At 75.1% G+C, this 16,412-nt stretch carries 18 protein-coding genes and 1 riboswitch; of the genes, 7 read left to right on the plus strand and 11 right to left on the minus strand.

Going from position 1 to position 16,412, the window contains the following annotated elements:
* The first annotated feature begins 23 nt into the window (after positions 1 to 23).
* The 3 genes from G9H71_RS03315 to G9H71_RS03325 are packed head-to-tail and all read left to right on the plus strand — an operon-like array spanning position 24 to position 4,068.
* Positions 24 to 1,760: an ABC transporter gene (locus tag G9H71_RS03315; RefSeq protein WP_166277780.1), complete on the plus strand. Its 1,737-nt coding sequence runs from the start codon at positions 24 to 26 to the stop codon at positions 1,758 to 1,760.
* On the plus strand, positions 1,757 to 3,370 hold the full coding sequence (locus G9H71_RS03320; RefSeq protein ID WP_331272716.1) for a YfjP family GTPase: 1,614 nt from the start codon (positions 1,757 to 1,759) through the stop codon (positions 3,368 to 3,370). The genes G9H71_RS03315 and G9H71_RS03320 overlap by 4 nt, the downstream gene beginning before the upstream one ends.
* Positions 3,367 to 4,068: a GyrI-like domain-containing protein gene (locus G9H71_RS03325; RefSeq protein WP_166277783.1), complete on the plus strand. Its 702-nt coding sequence runs from the start codon at positions 3,367 to 3,369 to the stop codon at positions 4,066 to 4,068. The genes G9H71_RS03320 and G9H71_RS03325 overlap by 4 nt, the downstream gene beginning before the upstream one ends.
* A 10-nt stretch (positions 4,069 to 4,078) precedes the next feature.
* Here G9H71_RS03325 and G9H71_RS03330 read toward each other — a convergent pair whose 3' ends face one another.
* The 3 genes from G9H71_RS03330 to G9H71_RS24355 all read right to left on the minus strand — a co-directional run bounded on the left by G9H71_RS03330 (position 4,079) and on the right by G9H71_RS24355 (position 5,597).
* Positions 4,079 to 4,309 carry a hypothetical protein gene (locus G9H71_RS03330; RefSeq protein WP_166277786.1) on the minus strand — a complete coding sequence of 77 codons (231 nt, stop codon included), beginning with the start codon at positions 4,307 to 4,309 and terminating at the stop codon, positions 4,079 to 4,081.
* A gap of 233 nt (positions 4,310 to 4,542) precedes the next feature.
* A complete protein-coding gene (locus tag G9H71_RS03335; protein WP_166277789.1) occupies positions 4,543 to 4,887 on the minus strand; it encodes a putative glycolipid-binding domain-containing protein in 345 nt (114 codons plus the stop codon).
* A gap of 125 nt (positions 4,888 to 5,012) precedes the next feature.
* Positions 5,013 to 5,597 (minus strand): sugar O-acetyltransferase, encoded by a 585-nt coding sequence (locus G9H71_RS24355; protein WP_166277792.1) that lies wholly within the window; start codon positions 5,595 to 5,597, stop codon positions 5,013 to 5,015.
* Between the two features lie 132 nt (positions 5,598 to 5,729).
* A riboswitch (guanidine-III (ykkC-III) riboswitch) is annotated at positions 5,730 to 5,796 on the plus strand.
* A 9-nt stretch (positions 5,797 to 5,805) separates the two neighbouring features.
* On the opposite strand from G9H71_RS24355, the gene G9H71_RS03345 reads away from it, so the two are divergent.
* Positions 5,806 to 6,120 carry a DMT family transporter gene (locus G9H71_RS03345; RefSeq protein WP_166277796.1) on the plus strand — a complete coding sequence of 105 codons (315 nt, stop codon included), beginning with the start codon at positions 5,806 to 5,808 and terminating at the stop codon, positions 6,118 to 6,120.
* Between the two features lie 8 nt (positions 6,121 to 6,128).
* Here the strand turns inward: G9H71_RS03345 and G9H71_RS03350 are convergent, their stop codons facing one another.
* The 5 genes from G9H71_RS03350 to G9H71_RS03370 form a co-directional block, all read right to left on the minus strand.
* The gene (locus tag G9H71_RS03350) at positions 6,129 to 6,881 is read right to left on the minus strand and encodes a YqjF family protein (protein ID WP_166277799.1); all 753 of its coding nucleotides are present in this window, start codon (positions 6,879 to 6,881) and stop codon (positions 6,129 to 6,131) included.
* Between the two features lie 42 nt (positions 6,882 to 6,923).
* Positions 6,924 to 8,438 carry a Y-family DNA polymerase gene (locus G9H71_RS03355; RefSeq protein ID WP_166277802.1) on the minus strand — a complete coding sequence of 505 codons (1,515 nt, stop codon included), beginning with the start codon at positions 8,436 to 8,438 and terminating at the stop codon, positions 6,924 to 6,926.
* Positions 8,439 to 8,475: 37 nt separating this feature from the next.
* Positions 8,476 to 9,153 carry an HAD family hydrolase gene (locus tag G9H71_RS03360; protein WP_166277806.1) on the minus strand — a complete coding sequence of 226 codons (678 nt, stop codon included), beginning with the start codon at positions 9,151 to 9,153 and terminating at the stop codon, positions 8,476 to 8,478.
* 61 nt (positions 9,154 to 9,214) lie between these two features.
* Positions 9,215 to 9,649: a hypothetical protein gene (locus G9H71_RS03365; RefSeq protein ID WP_166277810.1), complete on the minus strand. Its 435-nt coding sequence runs from the start codon at positions 9,647 to 9,649 to the stop codon at positions 9,215 to 9,217.
* A 72-nt stretch (positions 9,650 to 9,721) separates the two neighbouring features.
* The gene (locus tag G9H71_RS03370; protein ID WP_166279014.1) at positions 9,722 to 11,236 is read right to left on the minus strand and encodes an alpha,alpha-trehalose-phosphate synthase (UDP-forming); all 1,515 of its coding nucleotides are present in this window, start codon (positions 11,234 to 11,236) and stop codon (positions 9,722 to 9,724) included.
* A gap of 244 nt (positions 11,237 to 11,480) precedes the next feature.
* On the opposite strand from G9H71_RS03370, the gene G9H71_RS03375 reads away from it, so the two are divergent.
* Positions 11,481 to 11,840 carry a hypothetical protein gene (locus G9H71_RS03375; RefSeq protein ID WP_166277813.1) on the plus strand — a complete coding sequence of 120 codons (360 nt, stop codon included), beginning with the start codon at positions 11,481 to 11,483 and terminating at the stop codon, positions 11,838 to 11,840.
* 7 nt (positions 11,841 to 11,847) lie between these two features.
* Here the strand turns inward: G9H71_RS03375 and G9H71_RS03380 are convergent, their stop codons facing one another.
* The 3 genes from G9H71_RS03380 to G9H71_RS03390 are packed head-to-tail and all read right to left on the minus strand — an operon-like array spanning position 11,848 to position 14,826.
* On the minus strand, positions 11,848 to 13,347 hold the full coding sequence (locus tag G9H71_RS03380; protein ID WP_331272718.1) for a diguanylate cyclase: 1,500 nt from the start codon (positions 13,345 to 13,347) through the stop codon (positions 11,848 to 11,850).
* 40 nt (positions 13,348 to 13,387) lie between these two features.
* Positions 13,388 to 13,765: a protealysin inhibitor emfourin gene (locus G9H71_RS03385; RefSeq protein ID WP_166277816.1), complete on the minus strand. Its 378-nt coding sequence runs from the start codon at positions 13,763 to 13,765 to the stop codon at positions 13,388 to 13,390.
* Complete coding sequence (locus G9H71_RS03390; RefSeq protein WP_166277819.1) at positions 13,762 to 14,826, minus strand: M4 family metallopeptidase; 1,065 nt, start codon at positions 14,824 to 14,826, stop codon at positions 13,762 to 13,764. The genes G9H71_RS03385 and G9H71_RS03390 overlap by 4 nt, the downstream gene beginning before the upstream one ends.
* 97 nt (positions 14,827 to 14,923) lie before the next feature.
* Between G9H71_RS03390 and fdhD the strand changes: the two genes are divergently transcribed.
* Positions 14,924 to 15,778, plus strand: coding sequence for a formate dehydrogenase accessory sulfurtransferase FdhD (gene fdhD, locus G9H71_RS03395; protein WP_166277822.1), 855 nt, complete (start codon positions 14,924 to 14,926; stop codon positions 15,776 to 15,778).
* Between the two features lie 176 nt (positions 15,779 to 15,954).
* On the plus strand, positions 15,955 to 16,392 hold the full coding sequence (locus G9H71_RS03400) for a response regulator transcription factor (protein WP_166277826.1): 438 nt from the start codon (positions 15,955 to 15,957) through the stop codon (positions 16,390 to 16,392).
* Positions 16,393 to 16,412: the final 20 nt, after the last annotated feature.

Below are 16,412 nucleotides of genomic sequence, written 5' to 3' on the forward strand. Positions count from 1 at the left end.
GCTGGATGGAGCAGGCTGCTCTTGTGAGCCACAGTGCGGACGAGCCGGCGGCCGGCGGCGGCCTGCTCCCCCGTCTCGGCGCGCTCCGGGCCGCGCTCGACGAGGTCGACCTCCCGCTCGAGCTGCCGGGCGCCGACGCCGTGCGCGCCGAGGCCCGGGCGCTGGCCGGCCAGCTCGACGACTACGTGCTGCCGCGGTTGCGCAGCATCGAGGCCCCGCTGCTCGTCGTCGTCGGCGGCTCGACCGGCGCGGGCAAGTCCACGCTGCTCAACTCGCTCGTGCGGGCGCGGGTGTCCGCCTCGGGGGTGCTCCGGCCCACGACCCGGGCCCCCGTGCTCGCTCACGCACCGGCCGACGCGGCGTGGTTCACCGGCCCTCGCGTGCTGCCCGGGCTCCCGCGGGAGACCGGCCAGCCGGGCTCGCCCGGGTCGCCCGGCAGCCTCGCCCTGGTCGCCAGCCCTGCCGTGCCCGCCGGGCTGGCGCTCCTCGACGCCCCCGACATCGACTCCGTCGTCAGCGCCAACCGCGAGCTCGCGGCGCAGCTGCTCGCTGCGGCGGACCTGTGGGTCTTCGTCACGACGGCCGCGAGATACGCCGACGCCGTGCCGTGGTCGCTGTTGCGCGAGGCGTCCGGGCGCAGCGCGGCCGTGGCGGTCGTGCTCGACCGGGTGCCGCCCGAGGCGCAGCAGGAGGTGGCCGAGCACCTCGCGGCCATGCTCCGCGACGAGGGGCTCGGCGACGCGCCGCTGTTCGTGATCGCCGAGGGCGGCGTACACGACGGGCTGCTCGACGAGGACGCCGTCGCTCCGGTGCGCGGCTGGCTGCACGAGCTGGCCGGCGACGCCGCCGCCCGCGCCGCCGTGGTGCGCCGCACGCTGCACGGCGCGCTGGCCGCCTACCCTGAGCGCGTGGGCAGGCTCGCGACCGGCCTCGCGGCGCAGGCCGCGGCCGGGGAGGCGCTGCAAGCGGCCGCCGCCGAGCCGTATGCCGCCGCCACCGACCGCGTCGACGCCGCGCTCGAGGACGGGTCCCTGCTCCGTGGGGAGGTCCTCGCGCGCTGGCAGGAGATCGTCGGGACCGGAGAGCTGCTGCGCCACCTGGAGTCCCGGCTCGGCCGGGTCCGCGACCGGGTCGTCGCCGCGGTGCGCGGACGGCCGGCCCCGGGCGAGGAGCTGACGGTCGCGCTGGAGTCCGGCGTCGAGGCGCTGGTGCTCGCCGAGGCCGACCGCGCCGCCGAGCAGGCTGTTGCCGCCTGGCGGGCCCAGCCCGGCGGCGCCCAGCTGCTCGAGGCGGCGGGCCCGGGCCTGGGGCACGCCTCCGCGCAGCTGCGCCCGGCCGCCCAACGGACGGTCCGCGAGTGGCAGGGCGGGCTGCTCGAGCTGGTGCGCGAGGAGGGCGCCGGGCGCAAGGCGACCGCGCGCGTCCTGTCCTACGGCGTCAACGGGGCCGGGCTGGTCGTCATGGTGGCGGTGTTCGCGTCCACCGGCGGGCTCACGGGCGGGGAGCTGCTCGTCGCCAGCGGCACGTCCGTCGTCGGGCAGAAGCTGCTCGAGGCGCTGCTCGGGGACGAGGCCGTCCGCCGGCTGGCGGCCAAGGCCCGCGCCGACCTCCGCTCCCGGCTGGACTCCCTGCTCGAGGGCGAGCGCGAGCGGTTCACCGCGTTGGTGCCCGAGGGGCTGGGCGAGCGGGGCGCGACCGTGGCCGAACGGCTGCGGGGCGAGGCCGCCGCCGTGGCGCGCGAGCTGCGGAGCGCGCGGTGAGCGGGCTGCTCGCGACACGGCGGCGCACGCGCGAGCTGCCCGAGCGGCTGAGCGCGCTCGACGCCGTCGTCACGGCGGCCGAGGGGCGGGTGCGCCCGGAGCTGGTCGACGCGGCACGCGGCGTGCTCGAGCAGGCCGGGCAGCGCATGCGGCTCTCCCCCGGGTCCACGGTCGTCGCGCTCGCCGGTGGGACGGGCAGCGGCAAGTCCTCGCTCTTCAACGCCCTGTCCGGCAGTGCGCTCTCGACCGTGGGCGTGCGCCGGCCCACGACGTCGGACACGCACGCCTGCGTCTGGCCGCCCGCCGACGCCGGGCCCTTGCTGGACTGGCTGGGCGTCGCGCGGCGGCACGTCGTGCCCGAGGCGGAGGCCGACCCGGCCCTTCACGGGCTGGTCCTGCTCGACCTGCCCGACTACGACTCCACGGAGGCCCGGCACCGGCGCGAGGCGGAGCGGCTCGTCGGCATGGTCGACATCCTGGTCTGGGTCGTGGACCCGCAGAAGTACGCGGACGCCGCCCTGCACGAGCGCTACCTCTCCCGGCTGCGCGCGCACCGGGCCGTGACGCTGCTCGTGCTCAACCAGGCGGACCTGCTCACGCCGGACGCGGTCGAGGCGTGCGTCGCGGACCTGCACCGGCTGCTGAAGGCCGACGGGCTCGGCGCGGCGCCGGTGCTGGCGCTCTCGGCGCGCACCGGCGCAGGGCTCCCGGAGCTGCGCGGCGTCCTCTCCGCCGCGGTCGCGAAGCGCGCCGCCGCGACCGAGCGGCTGTCGGCGGACGTGGACGCGGTGGTCGACCGCCTCGCCGGCGAGCTGGCCGAGCCGGCCGACGGCCAGGCGCTCGGCACCGTGGGGCGCAAGGAGCGCGCCCGGCTGCGCGAGGCGCTGGCGCTCGCGGCCGGCGTACCCGTCATCGAGGACGCCGTGCGCCGGGCGTCCCTCGCCCGCACCGTCGCCGCCACGGGCTGGCCGTTCACCCGGTGGATCGGTCGGCTGCGCCGTGACCCGCTCCGCCGGCTGCACCTGGAGGCCCCGGCGGGACGGTCCTCGCTGCCGCCGCCGTCACCGGTCGCCCGGGCGGGCGTCTACGGGGCCGTGCGCGGGGTGGTCGATGCCGCGTCGCACGGGCTACCTGAGCCGTGGGCGCGTGCCGTCGCCTCGGCGGCCCAATCCTCCGAGGCCGACCTGGACGACGCGCTCGACTCCGCCGTCACGAGCGCGGACCTGCCGGACACCCGGCGCGTCCGGCTCTGGGAGCGCGGCGTGCGCCTGCTGCAGTTGGCGCTGGCTGCCGTCGCGCTCGCCGGGGTGGCGTGGCTCTGCGCGCTCTTCGTGGTCGCATGGGCGCAGCTGCCGGACCCGCCGACGCCCGACGTCGGCCCACTGGCGCTGCCGACCGTGCTGCTGCTGGGCGGGGCGCTGCTCGGGCTCGCGGTCGCCGGGCTCTCGCGCGTGGTGGGCCGGGCGGCGGCCCGTCGCGCGGCGCGGCGGGTGGGCGCCGAGCTGCGACGACGGGTGGACGACGTCGCGGACGCGCACGTCCTCGAGCCGGTCAAGGACGAGCTGCAGCGCTACGTCGCGGCGCGGGAGGCGCTGCGGAGAGCGGGGTGACGCCCGCCCGGCCTCGTGGCAACCGCGCTTCCGTCGCGTCGCCGGCCGGCGGGAAGACGGACTTCGCGAAGACTCTGGAGTCCTACCGGGCCCGGCACGGCGAGATCCGGCTCGTCGACGTACCACCGTTGACGTACCTCATGGTCGACGGCCACGGCGACCCCAACACGTCCGCGGCCTACACGGAGGCGCTCGAGGCCCTCTATCCGCTGGCGTACGCCCTGAAGTTCGCCAGCAAGCGCGAGCTCGGGCGCGACTACGTGGTCCCGCCCCTCGAGGCGCTGTGGTCCGCGGCGGACATGTCCGTCTTCACGACGCAGCGCGACAAGTCCCGGTGGGACTGGACGGTGATGCTGATGACGCCGGAGTGGGTCGACGCGGGCCTCGTCGCGGCGACGCGGGCCGCGCTCGCCGCGAAGAAGCCCGCGCTGGCGCTGGACCGCGTCCGCGTCGAGGCCCTCGAGGAGGGCCGCTGCGCCCAGACGCTGCACGTCGGGCCCTACGACGACGAGGGGCCGGCGCTCGCCGACCTGCACGAGCGCTTCGTGCCCGAGCACGGGCTCGTGATGACAGGCCGCCACCACGAGGTCTATCTGAGCGACCCGCGCCGGACGGCGCCGGAGAAGCTCCGGACGATCCTGCGCCAGCCGGTGCGCCCGGCCCGACTCCCGCGTACGGGCGGCCGGGCCGAGCCTTGAGGGCGAAGCGTCAGGCGGCGACGGCGCCGCGGTGGGCGCGCTCCACGGCCTGCTCGGTGAGGATCGCCTCCACCTCGCGGGCCTCGTCGACGGTGTGGCGGCCGACGATCGCGTCGATCTCCGCGCGGTCCGCCGCGGTCACGTAGGCCCCCAGCTCGCGCTCGAGGCGGAGCCGGGCGTCACGCGCCGCGCGCCACTGGGCGAGCCGGGTCCGGGCCGTAGTCGTGTCGATGATGCTCATGCTGCACTGCTCCTGCTGCGGTCTCGCCTCCCGGAAGACGCGCCTCGAATAGGCGCTTGCCGTCCTCCCGGGAACCTCCCGCGTTTCTCCTTCCAACCCTTCGGCTGGTCGGCACGTCCACTATAACGGTTAGATCACGGAGATATTCCGGACTGCTCGTCGCGTGCGTCACGTACGCCCGATCGGCGCAAATCGCCGTTTTCGCCGACCCGCTTCGGAAGCAGACAACGCTGTCAATTACCCGGCCCGCACCTTCTGGCCCGCGACGCAAACGGCGATGCCGGGACACGCGACGACCAGGCCGGGGCGGCGTGCTCGAGCAGCGCCGTGAAACCGCCCTCGGACGTGTGGTCGAACCGCTGGGTGTCGGGCCGACGGTCCGACCCTTCCCCGTCCGAGCGCAGGCTGGTCTCGTGCGGCCCGGCGAGCATGTCGGCGACGACGTGGGCCTCGCGGGTGCGCCACTGCTCGTCGAGCCGGATGTCGTAGCGGACGGTGCAAGGACGGCCGTCCTCGACCGCCGAGGTGTGCCCCCGCAGCCGCCCGGGCTCGAGATAGACGACCTCGGAGTCGTGCACGGCACCGACGAATCGCCGCGCGGCAAATGACGGAAAGGGATGCAGCTCCATCTCGTATTGAAGCAGCGGCGACAAGCAGCTCTGCCCGGGCGCCACTCCGCCGCGGGCCGGCGCCTGCTCGGCGCTCACTCCTCGATCGCGCGCACGACACGTGCCGGGTTGCCCACCGCCACGACGTTGGCGGGCAGGTCTTTGGTGACGACCGCCCCGGCCCCCACGACTGTGTTGGCGCCGATCGTGACGCCGGGCAGGACGATGGCTCCCCCACCCAGCCAGACGTTGTCGCCGATGGTGATCGGCTCGGCGGCCTCCCACTTGTCCCTCCGCGGGCCCGGCTCGACGGGGTGCGTCGGCGTGAGCAGCTGGACGTTGGGCCCGATCTGCACGTCGTCGCCGATGCTGATGCGGGCGACGTCCAGGGCGACGAGGCCGAAGTTCGCGAAGGACCGCGCGCCGATGGAGATGTTCTTGCCGAAGTCGACGTACAACGGCGGGCGGATGCGGACGTCCTCGCCGACCGCCCCCAGCAGCTCCTCGAGCAATCGGCGCCGGAGCGGCGCCTGGCGCACGGACGTCGCGTTGAACGCGGCCATGAGGTCCATGGCCGCGGCGCTCGCCTCCGCGAGCTCGGCGTCGTCCGCGATGTAGGGGTCGCCGGCCTCCATCCGCTCGCGCATCGTGCGGGGGTCGCCGTCCGGCCGCGTCGTCATGTGGACGAACGTAGGCGCCCTTGGACGGCTGTCCATCTCGACAACAGCCATCGGGAGAGCCAGGGCCTGGTGAAGCGCCCCACAGCCTCCCGCCCGCGCCTTGCCACCCCCGTCCCCGTGTGACACCGTCGAGGTGAGCCCGCGCACCGGGCTCCCGGACGAGGGGTGCCGTACCCGGCGAGCGACAAGACGGCCCGTGGAGGCTCTCGTGTCCTGGCTCGTCCTCGTCATCTCCGGTGTCCTCGAGTCCGTCTGGGCGACGGCCCTGAGCAAGTCCGAGGGGCTCAGCCGGCCCGGCGCGACCGCGGTGTTCTTCGTCGCGCTCCTCGCCAGCATGGGCGGCCTGGCCTACGCGATGCGTGACCTGCCGGTGGGGACCGCCTACGCCGTCTGGGTCGGCATCGGCGCGGCGCTCACGGTGCTCTACGCGATGAGCACCGGCGCCGAGGCCGTGTCGGTGCTGAAGCTCGTCTTCCTCGCGATGATCGTGGGCGGCGTGATCGGGCTCAAGCTCACGCACTGACCTCCCGGTCAGGCGGGCAGTGGCCGGCGGGCGTTGTACGGCATCGCGAAGACCGTCCGGACGCCGCGCGAGAACAGCACCGAGTCCGGCGGACGCGCTGTCACGCCCGGCAGACCGCACGCCGCGACGAGCGCGTCGTCCAGCTCCAGCAGCTCGGCGCTCTGCAGGGGCCATGTCTCGTGGCGGTTGGGGACGTAGGCCGTGCGCCCGAGGATCCGGGTGTGCAGCCCCCAGCGGGCAGTGAGGAACTCGGCGAGCGGGTCGCCGGGCGGCAGCAGCGGGCCGGGCCGCACCGCGACCCGGGTGGAGATGCCGCGGGGAGCGGGCCAGCGCCGGCGGGAGGCGTACGTCAGCACCCCTCCTGCTTCCTCGACCCGCATGCGCGCCCAGGCGTACGGCAGCGCGAACGCGGCGCGGGCGCCCAGGACGACGGCCAGCCGCGACGCCTCGAGTGTCCGGAACACCACGCCCCGCCGGCCCTGCTCGTCGACCGAGTAGAGCCGGACGTTCGTCTCGGCGAAGGAGCCGAGCCACGGGACGGCGGGGCCGGGCCCGACGCCCGCCCCGACCATGCGGAACGGCACGAGGCCGACCCAGGTCGAGCCGTCGTGGACGTCGGGGCGCGTCCCCTGCGGCAGCAGCGGCGCCACGGCCGCGGGCGGCACGCGCCAGTGCAGGAAAGCCAGGTCCCTCCAGGACTGCCCGAGGATCTGCCGCCCGGGCAGCTCGGGCGCGGTCGCGGTCACGGGCTGGAGCGGCACGGGACCACTGTCGTCGCACCCATCGTGCGGCACCACCGGAAGTCACGCCTCCCACGGAGCGGGCACCGTCGGCGGGTGCGGCGGCTCGGGCGCGCAGTGCCGGAGCCGCCCCTCGGCCAGCCGCACCGTCACCGACCGGGCGGGTGGGGTCGTCGACGACTCGAACCGCACCGACGCGACCCCGTGCCCGGCGCCCACGAGCCACCCGCGGCCGAGCTCCGGATGCTCCACGTCCGAGCCCGGCGCCGACTGCTCGGTCACGAGCGGCGCGGAGTCGTCGACGGCGTCCAGCCGCGGGTCGGCGGCGGTCGAGGCGTCTCGGGCGTACGCCGGGTGGAAGCCGGGGGTCGCGGCCGGCTGCAGCACGGACGCGGCCGGCACCAGCTCCGCCACCGGCGCCTCGTCGAGCGCCAGCAGCAGCTGGGCGACCGTGTCGAGCGCCGAGAACGCGACCCCCACCAGCCGCACGCCTGTCCCCGGCGCGGACGTGGCGGCCAGCGCGTGCTCGGCGGCCGCGCGCAGCGGGGCCTCCTCGTCCGTGGGCGAGGCCAGCGACGCCGCGCGCGTCTCGGCGGTGAAGTCGGCGTACTTCACCTTCACGGTGACGGTCCGCGCAGCGGCCCCGGACCGCAGCAGCCGGCGGTGCGCCTCCGAGAAGACCGCGGCGTGGGTCGACCGCAGCGACTCCAGGTCGCGCAGGTCGGCGGGAAGCGTCCGCTCGGCACCGACGGACTTGCGCTCGCGGTCGTACTCGACCCGCCGCGCGTCACGGCCGTGGGCGAGGTCCCACATCGCGGTGCCGTGCGCCTGCCCGAGCAGCCCCACGACGGTCGGCTCGCCTGCCGCGCGGATGTCCGCCACCGTCTTGATCCCGGCGCCGGCCAGCTTCCGGGCGCTGACCGGGCCGATGCCGGGAAGCGCGTCGGCGCCCAGGGTGGGCAGCAGCAGCTCCTCGGCCGCGACGTCGAGCACCGAGGCGCCCGCCGGCTTGGCCGACTCCGAGGCCAGCTTGGCGCCCAGCTTGTGCCGCGCGACCCCGACCGACGCGGTCAGCCCCGTCGCGTCCCACACCGCCTGCCGCAGCGCGGACGCGGCGGCGTACGGGTCGCCCGCCCAGTCCACGCCGAGCACCGCGAGCTCCTTGCCCGGGCCGTCGGGGTCGAGGTCGGCGGGCTCCTCGGGCGCCCGCGCCGAGGACAGGTCGACGTAGACCTCGTCGTAGGCGACCTGCTCGACGCGCGAGAACGTCGCCTTGACCGGGGCGAGCGCGGCGGTCGAGTGCTGCGCGTACGCCGTGCCCCGCGGGGCGAGCCAGACGGCCCCGGGCGCCAGCGCGCGCCCCTGCCAGGACGGCATCGCCGAGTGGACGCCGAAGCGGCGGGCCGGGTAGTTCGCGGTGGTGATGACGCCGCGCCCGCCGCGGCCGGCCACCACGACCGGCCTGCCGCGGATGCTGGGCTTGGCCAGCTCCTCGACCTGCGCGAAGAACGCGTCGAGGTCCAGGTGGGCCACGAGCAGCGGCTCGGTGCCCGCCCGCCCGCCGTCGTCGCCGCCCACGACATCCACAGTGCCACCCGCCGCGGTGCGCCCCGGGTCAGGCCAGCAGCTTGGCCAGCGCGGAGGAGTCGAAGCGCTCGAGCAGCTCGGCCGGCCCCCAGTACGCCTCCACGGCCCCACGGTCGGTGAGCTCCTGGGCGTTGGTCCCGCCGCACTCGAGCCCGATGCACGGGACGTCGAGCTTCGCGGCGGCCTCGACGTCCCAGACGGAATCGCCCACGAACACGACGTCCCCCACGCCGAGCCCGGACTTCGCCAACGCCGCTTCCAGGATGTCTGGTTCAGGCTTGCTGCCCTCGGCGTCGGCCGAGCCCGTCGCCACGTCGATGAGGCCCTCGGCGTCGAGGGCAGCTCGCAGCGCGGAGAGCTCGTCCGCGGACGCCGAGGAAGCGAGCACCACGCTCAGCCCGCGCCGCTTGCACTCGCGCAGCAGCTCGACCGCCCCGGGCAGCGGGCGCAGCCGTGGCCAGAACGTCGAGTAGAGGCTGGAGTGCGCGTGCTGGAGGTCCTCGTCCTGGCCCTCGTCACGGCCGTCGCCGAGCACGTGCGCGACGAGCTTGTCGGCGCCCATCCCGACGGAGCGGTGGATGCGCGCCATCGGGACGTCGTGGCCGAACTGGCGGAACGCCTGCCAGAAGGCCACGGTGTGCAGATAGGTGGTGTCGACGAGCGTCCCGTCGACGTCGAACAGCACTCCGCGTGCCGTATCCGCCATGAGCCCTCCCCTGATGCGCCGAGGCACCTTCTGCCCCGGCGCACGGGAGGTCATGCGGGCGTCAGGCCGGCAGCACCCGGACCGTGCGCTCGCCGGAGAACGACGCGTCCAGGGTGTCCATCATCACCTGGTAGCGCTGCTTGCCGACCGGGCCGGCCTTGAAGCTGACCGCGTAGCGGCCGTTGGCGGCGAGGCGGCCGCTCGCGACCTGCTTCCACGTCCGGGCCTTCGCGTCCCAGCGGGAGACGAAGAACCGCAGCCGGTCCCCGGCGGCCTGCGCCGTGCCGGTCAGCGTCAGGGTGCGGCCGGCGACGACCGTGCTCGGCCCGTTCACCGTCACGGGCGCGCGCGTCGCCGCGTCGGCCGAGGACGAGACGAGCGCCGCCAGCGTCGCAGCCACGACCGCGACCAGCACGGCCACGGCGACGTAGCGCACCGACTTCTCCCGGAAGCTCCGGAGGCTGCTCGAGCTCCTGCGTACCTGCTGACGGGCCATTGCTGCTCCTCGATGACGTGCGCCGACGGCGTCCGGGAGACGGAGCGCACGGCCCGCGCCCTGATACAGGCCTCAGGGCTCGAGCAGGGCGCGCACGTCGGCCAGCTGGACGTCGAGCCACTTCTTGACGTCATTCTCGCGGACCACGCGCGCGGCGGCCGAGCTCAGCCCCCGCCGCTCCTCCTCGCTCATCGTCAGGGCGGCGTAGAGCGCGTCGGCCTGCTGCTGCACGTCGAACGGGTGCAGCGTCACCGCGAAGGCCCCGAGCTCCTCGTAGGCGCCGGTGCTCTCCGACAGCGCGAGCACGGCGTCGCGGCGGCTCACCGCGACCGCCTCCTTGGCGACGAGGTTCATCCCGTCGGCGATGGAGTTGACCATGAGGACGTCGCAGACGGTGTACGCCGCCACGGCCGTCGCGAAGTCCTCCTGGAGCCGCAGGTCGATCGGGCCGTGCCCCTCTCGGGTGTACTTCGCGTTGATCCGGGCGACGACCGCGCCGATCTGGCCGACGTAGTCGATGTACTCCTGCACGTCGAGCCGGCTCGGCTGCAGGAAGGCGAGGAACGTGACCTTCCCGATCAGCTCCGGATGCTGCTCGAGGAGCAGGCCGAAGGCGAGGAAGCCGCGCACGATGTTCTTCGACGGGTCGGTCCGGTCCACCCGCAGCAGGAACTGGCGCCCCTCGCCGCAGAGCTGCGCCTCCATGCGGTCCGCGCGCTCCCGCACCGCCGGCGACTGGGCCAGCTCCTCGAGGCTTTCCACGTCGATGGAGATGGGGTACGTGCGGGCGGACACGACGCGCCCGCCGACCCGCACGGTCATCGCCGCCAGGTCGACCGTCAGCCCGAGCAGCTCCTGCGCGCAGAGCAGGAAGTTGCGCGCGAACCGCTCGGTGTGGAAGGCGACGACGTCGTTGCCGAGCAGCCCGTTGAGCAGGCGCTCGCGCATGTCCTTCGGCAGCACCCGCCAGGCGTCCGGCCCGGGCCACGGGATGTGCACGAAGTGGGTGATGACGGCGTCCGGGCACTTCTCCCGCACCCGTTCGGCCACCAGGTAGAAGTGGTAGTCGTGCAGCATGACGAGCGCATGCCCGTTCCGGGATTGCACTTCGCTGATGACCGCTTCGGCGAACTGCTCGTTGACCCGGACGTAGCCCTCCTCGAACGCCTCGCGCTCGCGCTGCCCGAGCACCGGAGCCGTGGACAGCCCGTAGAGCCCGTGCTGCACGAACCAGAGCAACGGGTTGGCGACGACGGCGTAGAAATCCTCGTGGGCCTTCGCCTCGACGTCGACGAGCCGGATGCCGAGGCAGGGCGTGCCCGACCCCTGCTCCGCCTCCTCGGCAGTGGCGATCCGGGGAGTCGCGTCCATCACCAGCGGGATGTCCTCGCCCTGGTGCTCCCGGCTGACCGCGATGTCCTCCTCGGTGGACGCGGCGGCGACCCACACCGCGTCGTCGAGCTGGCCGGCCAGCCCGACGAGGGCCGTGACGAGGCCGCCCGCCCCGCGCCGGGCGGTGCGCTCGCCGCCCTCCCGACGGAAGGAGACGGGGGCGCGGTGGGACAGCAGGACGACGGGGAGCCCCAGGCGGCGAGCGGTGTCGGAGGCGTCGGGGACCTCGTCGGCAGGAGCGCCCGCTCCGGAAAGGGTCCCGGCGGACGTCGCGGGGCTGGAGTCGGCGGCAGAGGCGTCGGTGCTGGTCACGACGGTTGCCTACCCCGACGAGCCCCACGAGCCACGCCGTCGCGCATCGCAGAAACTCCGCGGCGAGGAGGTTGACCCGGCGCCAGCTGGGCAGGCTCTCCGGGCACGAGTCGAAGGAGACCTGGCCATGGAGATCACGCTGGACCACGACGGAGGCCGCCCCTCCGTCCTTCCGACTCCTCGACCTGTGGTCACCACCTCGGCGCCGTCGATCGTCACCCACCCGCCGCTCCAGGTCCGCCGCCGCGTGGTGCTGCTCGGGCCCGACGGCGACGGGCCGCTCGTGCGCCAGCGCATCGCCGAGGCGGTGCGCATGACCGAGAGCGGCAGCGTGGTCGTGATCGACTCCGACGGCCTGACCGAGGTGTCGCCCGACCTGGTCGACTTCCTGCGGTTCGCCGACGGCGCGGTCCAGCGCCGCGGCGGCACGCTGGCCGTCGAGCCGGCCGACGGCACGGTCGCCCGCCAGCTGCGCGACGCGCTCTGACCCGGAGCTACCTCCCGTACACCGCGTAGGCGTTCCGCCCCGCCGCCTTCGCCTTGTACATCGCCGTGTCCGCGTGGCGCAGCAGCGTCTCCACGTCGTGCCCCTGCTCGGGGTAGACCGCGATGCCGATGCTGACCGTGACATCGGCGCGGTTGTCGGCGAACACGATCGGCTCGGCCAGCGCGGCCCGGATACGCTCGGCAAGGCCGATGGCGTCGGCCTCGTCCACGTCGTCGGCGACCACCACGAACTCGTCGCCCCCCAGGCGGCCCACCACGTCGGTGTCGCGGACCTCGGCGGCGATGCGGTGCGCAGCCGCGCGGAGCACCCTGTCGCCCACCTCGTGGCCGTGGTTGTCGTTGACCGCCTTGAAGCCGTCGAGATCGCAGAAGAGCACCGCGCCGCGTCGGTCCCCCGTGGTCGACAGCTGCAGCGAGCCGGCCAGCCGCTCGTACAGGCTCGCCCGGTTCGCCAGGCCGGTCAGCGGGTCCTGTCGGGCCCGGCGGTCCAGCTCGGCCTCCGCGAGGTGCCGGTCGGTGACGTCCTCGACCTGGTCCAGCGCGTAGAGCGCGCCCCCCGACGCCGAGCGGATCAGCGTCGTCGTGACGGCCACCCAGATGCCGTCGCCCGCGGCGCGCTGCCAGCGGACCTCGCGCCGCCTGACCGCGGCGTCCGCCGGAGGACCGTCGGCGGCCGACGCGAGCAGCCGGCGCGCCGTGGCGGCCTCGGCGGCGCGGTCCTCCGCGGCGACGAGGTCCTCCGGCCGCATCCGGCAGAGCTCGTCTGCGGCGTAGCCGGTGATCCGCGCGAGCTGCTCGTTGACGCGCAGGAAGCGGGCCGGGCCGTCGCGGCCCACCTCGACCATCGCCATGCCCACGCCGGCGCCGTCGAAGGCGAGCCTGAACGCCTCCTCGCTGGCGGCGAGCCGCTCCTGGTTCTCCCGCAGCTGCTCGGCGAGGCTGGCGTTCGCGAGCGCCACCCCGGCCTGGGTCGCGAACAGCTCGAGCAGCTCGCGCTGGACCGGCCCGGGGCGGCGGCCGTCACGGGGCAGGTCGACCGAGAGCATCCCCAGCAGCTCGCCCGCGGCCGCGTAGAGCGGGGCGAACAGAGCGTCCAGGGGGTGCCAGGCGCCAGGCTGCTGCGGGGGGGCGATGTCCGGGATCCAGCTGACCTCGAGGAGCTCCGGCGGCACCCGGTCGTGCGGGACGAAGCGCAGCGCGCCCCACGGCTCGGCGAAGGAGAACTCGCGGTCGTACGCGTCCGACGGCTGGACCCTGCCCAGCAGCGCCTCGCGGGCGTTGCGCGGCCCGGCGACCGCGAGCGTCTCGAACATGCCGTCCGAGCGCAGGATGCTCAACGCCGCGACCTCGAACCCGACGCCCTCGACGACCCCGTCGACGACCGCCTGCAGGGTCTCCCGGAGCGTCTGCGCCCTCCCCACGCGCCCGAGCGCGCGGTAGAGGCTGCGCAGCGCGGTCAGGGGTACGTCGTACTCGCGCTCCAGCACACGCCCTCCGCATCCTTGCGACAGCTGCCCCAATCGTGCCCTACCCGGGGCGTGCACCTCCCGCGTCGAACGGGTCACCGCGCGTCCCGGAGGCCCGGGCGAGGTCGAGCAGCGCGCGCACCGGGACGGGGGCGTCGTGCTCGGCGGCGCGAACGGTCTCGCGGGCGCCGCCGCGCTCGAGCACGACCTCGATCTCGAACCCGTCGGCCGTACGCCCGGGCGCCCGGTCGCCGGGCAGGACCTGTGCGGAGGCTGCCTCGTCGGCCAGGGCGCGCAGCCGGCCCGCCTCCTCCGGCCCGAGGTCCGCCTCCGCGAGGGTCCACACCCGTGCGACGCCCGCGAACCCGCCGGTGCGCCGCACGACGACACGGACGCCAGGCCCGGCGGCGGGGCCGCCCGAGCCCGGGTGCTCGGTCACACCGCCACCCCCACGCCCTGCCAGGCTGCGCGCACCGCCTCGGCCGCCCCCTCGTACGCCGCTGCGGCCCGCACCGTCGCCTGCGCGAAGACGGGGAACCGCGCGGTGGAGCTGAGCCCCGGGTCGGTCAGGGCGGCGTACCAGACCCGGCCGGCGACCTCCCAGGCGTTGCCGCCGATCGCGGTGGCCGCGAGGTAGAACGCGCGGTTCGGGATGCCGGAGTTGACGTGGACGCCGCCGTTGTCCGACAGGGTCTGGACGTAGTCGTCCATGTGTGCGGGCTGCGGGTCCCGGCCGCCGAGCCGCTCGTCGTCGTACGCCGTGCCCGGCTGCGCCATCGAGCGCAGCGCCATCCCCTGCACCCCAGGGAGCAGGAGCTCGGCGCCCACCAGCCAGTCGGCCTCCTCCGCGGATTGTCCGAGGGCGCGCTGCTTCACGAGCACGCCGAACACGTCCGACACCGACTCGTTGAGCGCGCCGGACTGGCCCTGGTAGACCAGCTGCGCTTCGTACTGCGTCACCCCGTGCGTCAGCTCGTGCCCGATGACGTCGAGCGCAGCCGTGAAGTCGCCGAAGATCTCCCCGTCGCCGTCGCCGAACTGCATCTGCTCCCCGTCCCACTGCGCGTTGTCCCAGTGGTCGCCGACGTGCACCGAGGCCAGCAGCGCCATCCCGCGCCCGTCGATCGAGTCGCGGTCGAAGAGCGTCGCGTAGAAGTCGTAGGTCTCCCCCAGCCCGTCATAGGCGCGGTCCACCGACCCGTCCCCGGTCGGGCCGGCGCCCTCGGCCCGGGCCGGCCGGCCCGGGAGCTCGCCGCCGCTGGCGTCGTAGACCGTGCGGCGCGGGGCGAGCGCCGCCGCCGCGGCCCGGGCGGGCAGCACGCCGACCGAGCGGGTGGGGGTGGCGAGCAGCAGGGCCTGCGCGCGCGTCATGCGGAACGACGTGTCCAGCGCGAGCGTGGAGAGGGCCCAGTCGCGCTGCTGCGCGGTGCCGTGGCGGACGATCGCCTCGAGCACGTAGGGCGGGACGACCGAGCAGCCGGGGCGGAAGGACACCGTCACGGGCCTCTCCTCCCCGCGCGCCGCGCGCGCTACCCCCAGCGTATGGTTCGCCAGCGCCACGGGTAGGGCCGTCGTGGCACCGGAGGAAGGCGAGGCGATGGGCAGGGTCACGGCACGTCGCCCGGTCGTCCGGGTCGGGCACGGGGCGGTCACGTCGCGGCCCGACACGCTCGCGGTCGAGGAGCCGCTGGAGGTACGCGTCGGCGGCCGGGCCTTCGCCGTCACCATGCGCACCCCCGGCAACGACGTCGAGCTGGCCCACGGCTTCCTGGTCGGCGAGGGCGTGGTCCGGCGTGCCGACGACGTGCTCGCCGCGCGCTACTGCGCCGGGACCGACGACACCGGCGCCAACACCTACAACGTGCTCGACGTCGCCCTCGCGCCGCACGTGCCGCCGCCCTCGGCCTCGCTCGAGCGCACGACCTACACGACGAGCTCGTGCGGGGTGTGCGGGAAGGCGAGCCTGGAGGCCGTCCGGGTCGCCACCCCGTACGACATCGCCGCCGACCCGGTGCGCGTCGACGCAGCCGTCCTTGCCGGGCTGCCCGACGAGCTGCGCCGCGCGCAGCAGGCGTTCGACCGCACCGGCGGGGTGCACGCCGCGGGGCTCTTCACCCCCGACGGGCGGCTGCTCTGCGCGCGCGAGGACGTCGGCCGGCACAACGCGGTGGACAAGGTCGTCGGGTGGGCGCTGCTGCAGGGCCGGCTGCCCCTGCAGGGCCATGTGCTGCAGGTCAGCGGGCGGGCCTCCTTCGAGCTGGCGCAGAAGGCAGCCCTCGCCGGGATCCCGGTGCTCTCGGCGGTGTCCGCCCCGTCGAGCCTGGCGGTCGACCTGGCCGAGGAGGTGGGCATGACGCTGGCGGGGTTCGTCCGCGGCGGCACCTTCAACGTCTATTCGGGCGCACAACGCATCGTGGCCCCCGACAATGCCGAGCCGCTTCCCGCCCGCTGATCTCGGAGCGCCGGCCGCCCTTATCCGCCATTTCCCCCCGGCCATTGTCTAGATATCTCGGGGAACAGTGGTGCGAACACACCAGGCGGGCGAACGCGCGAGGTGTCAGCATGGAGGAGGAGCGAAAAGCCTCCAGGATCTCCGCGCGGGCGGAACGGGGTCGAGGGGAGGACCGTATGAAAGCGGACACAGTCGTACGAGTCCTGCTCGTCGACGACGACGACGAGGTCCGCGCCGCGCTGGCCGAGGTCATCGAGGACGACCCGCGGTTCGAGGTCGTCGCGGCCGGACGGGACGCGCCGGACGCGGTCCGGCTGGCCCAGGAGCACCACCCCGACCTGGTGCTGCTCGACGTGCGCATGCCCGGCGGGGGCGTCGCCGCCGCCGAAGCGCTGCGCCGGGACGCCCCCGAGGGGGTCCTGGTCGGGGTGTCCGCGCACGCCGACGCCGCGACCGTGGAGCAGATGGTGCGCGCCGGAGTCGTCGGGTTCTTCACCAAGGGCCAGCTCGGGGCCGACCTGCCCGACAAGCTGCACCTGTGCGTACGCGGCCACGTCGTGCTCGCCGCGGACACCGCCGCCCTCGCGCTGCGGCGGGTCCTCACCGCGCAATGAGCCTCGGACCGCGCACTCAG

The sequence above is a fragment of the Motilibacter deserti genome, from assembly GCF_011250635.1.
Lineage (GTDB): Bacteria > Actinomycetota > Actinomycetes > Motilibacterales > Motilibacteraceae > Motilibacter_A > Motilibacter_A deserti.

What these genes read in the sequence shown, in the direction of transcription:
- G9H71_RS03375 (WP_166277813.1), top strand. Translation starts at nt 11,481, where the DNA reads ATGGAGATCACGCTGGACCACGACGGAGGCCGCCCCTCCGTCCTTCCG.
- fdhD (WP_166277822.1), top strand. Translation starts at nt 14,924, where the DNA reads ATGGGCAGGGTCACGGCACGTCGCCCGGTCGTCCGGGTCGGGCACGGG.
- G9H71_RS24355 (WP_166277792.1), bottom strand. Translation starts at nt 5,597, where the DNA reads ATGACGACGCGGCCGGACGGCGACCCCCGCACGATGCGCGAGCGGATG.
- G9H71_RS03365 (WP_166277810.1), bottom strand. Translation starts at nt 9,649, where the DNA reads ATGGCCCGTCAGCAGGTACGCAGGAGCTCGAGCAGCCTCCGGAGCTTC.
- G9H71_RS03330 (WP_166277786.1), bottom strand. Translation starts at nt 4,309, where the DNA reads ATGAGCATCATCGACACGACTACGGCCCGGACCCGGCTCGCCCAGTGG.
- G9H71_RS03400 (WP_166277826.1), top strand. Translation starts at nt 15,955, where the DNA reads ATGAAAGCGGACACAGTCGTACGAGTCCTGCTCGTCGACGACGACGAC.
- G9H71_RS03360 (WP_166277806.1), bottom strand. Translation starts at nt 9,153, where the DNA reads ATGGCGGATACGGCACGCGGAGTGCTGTTCGACGTCGACGGGACGCTC.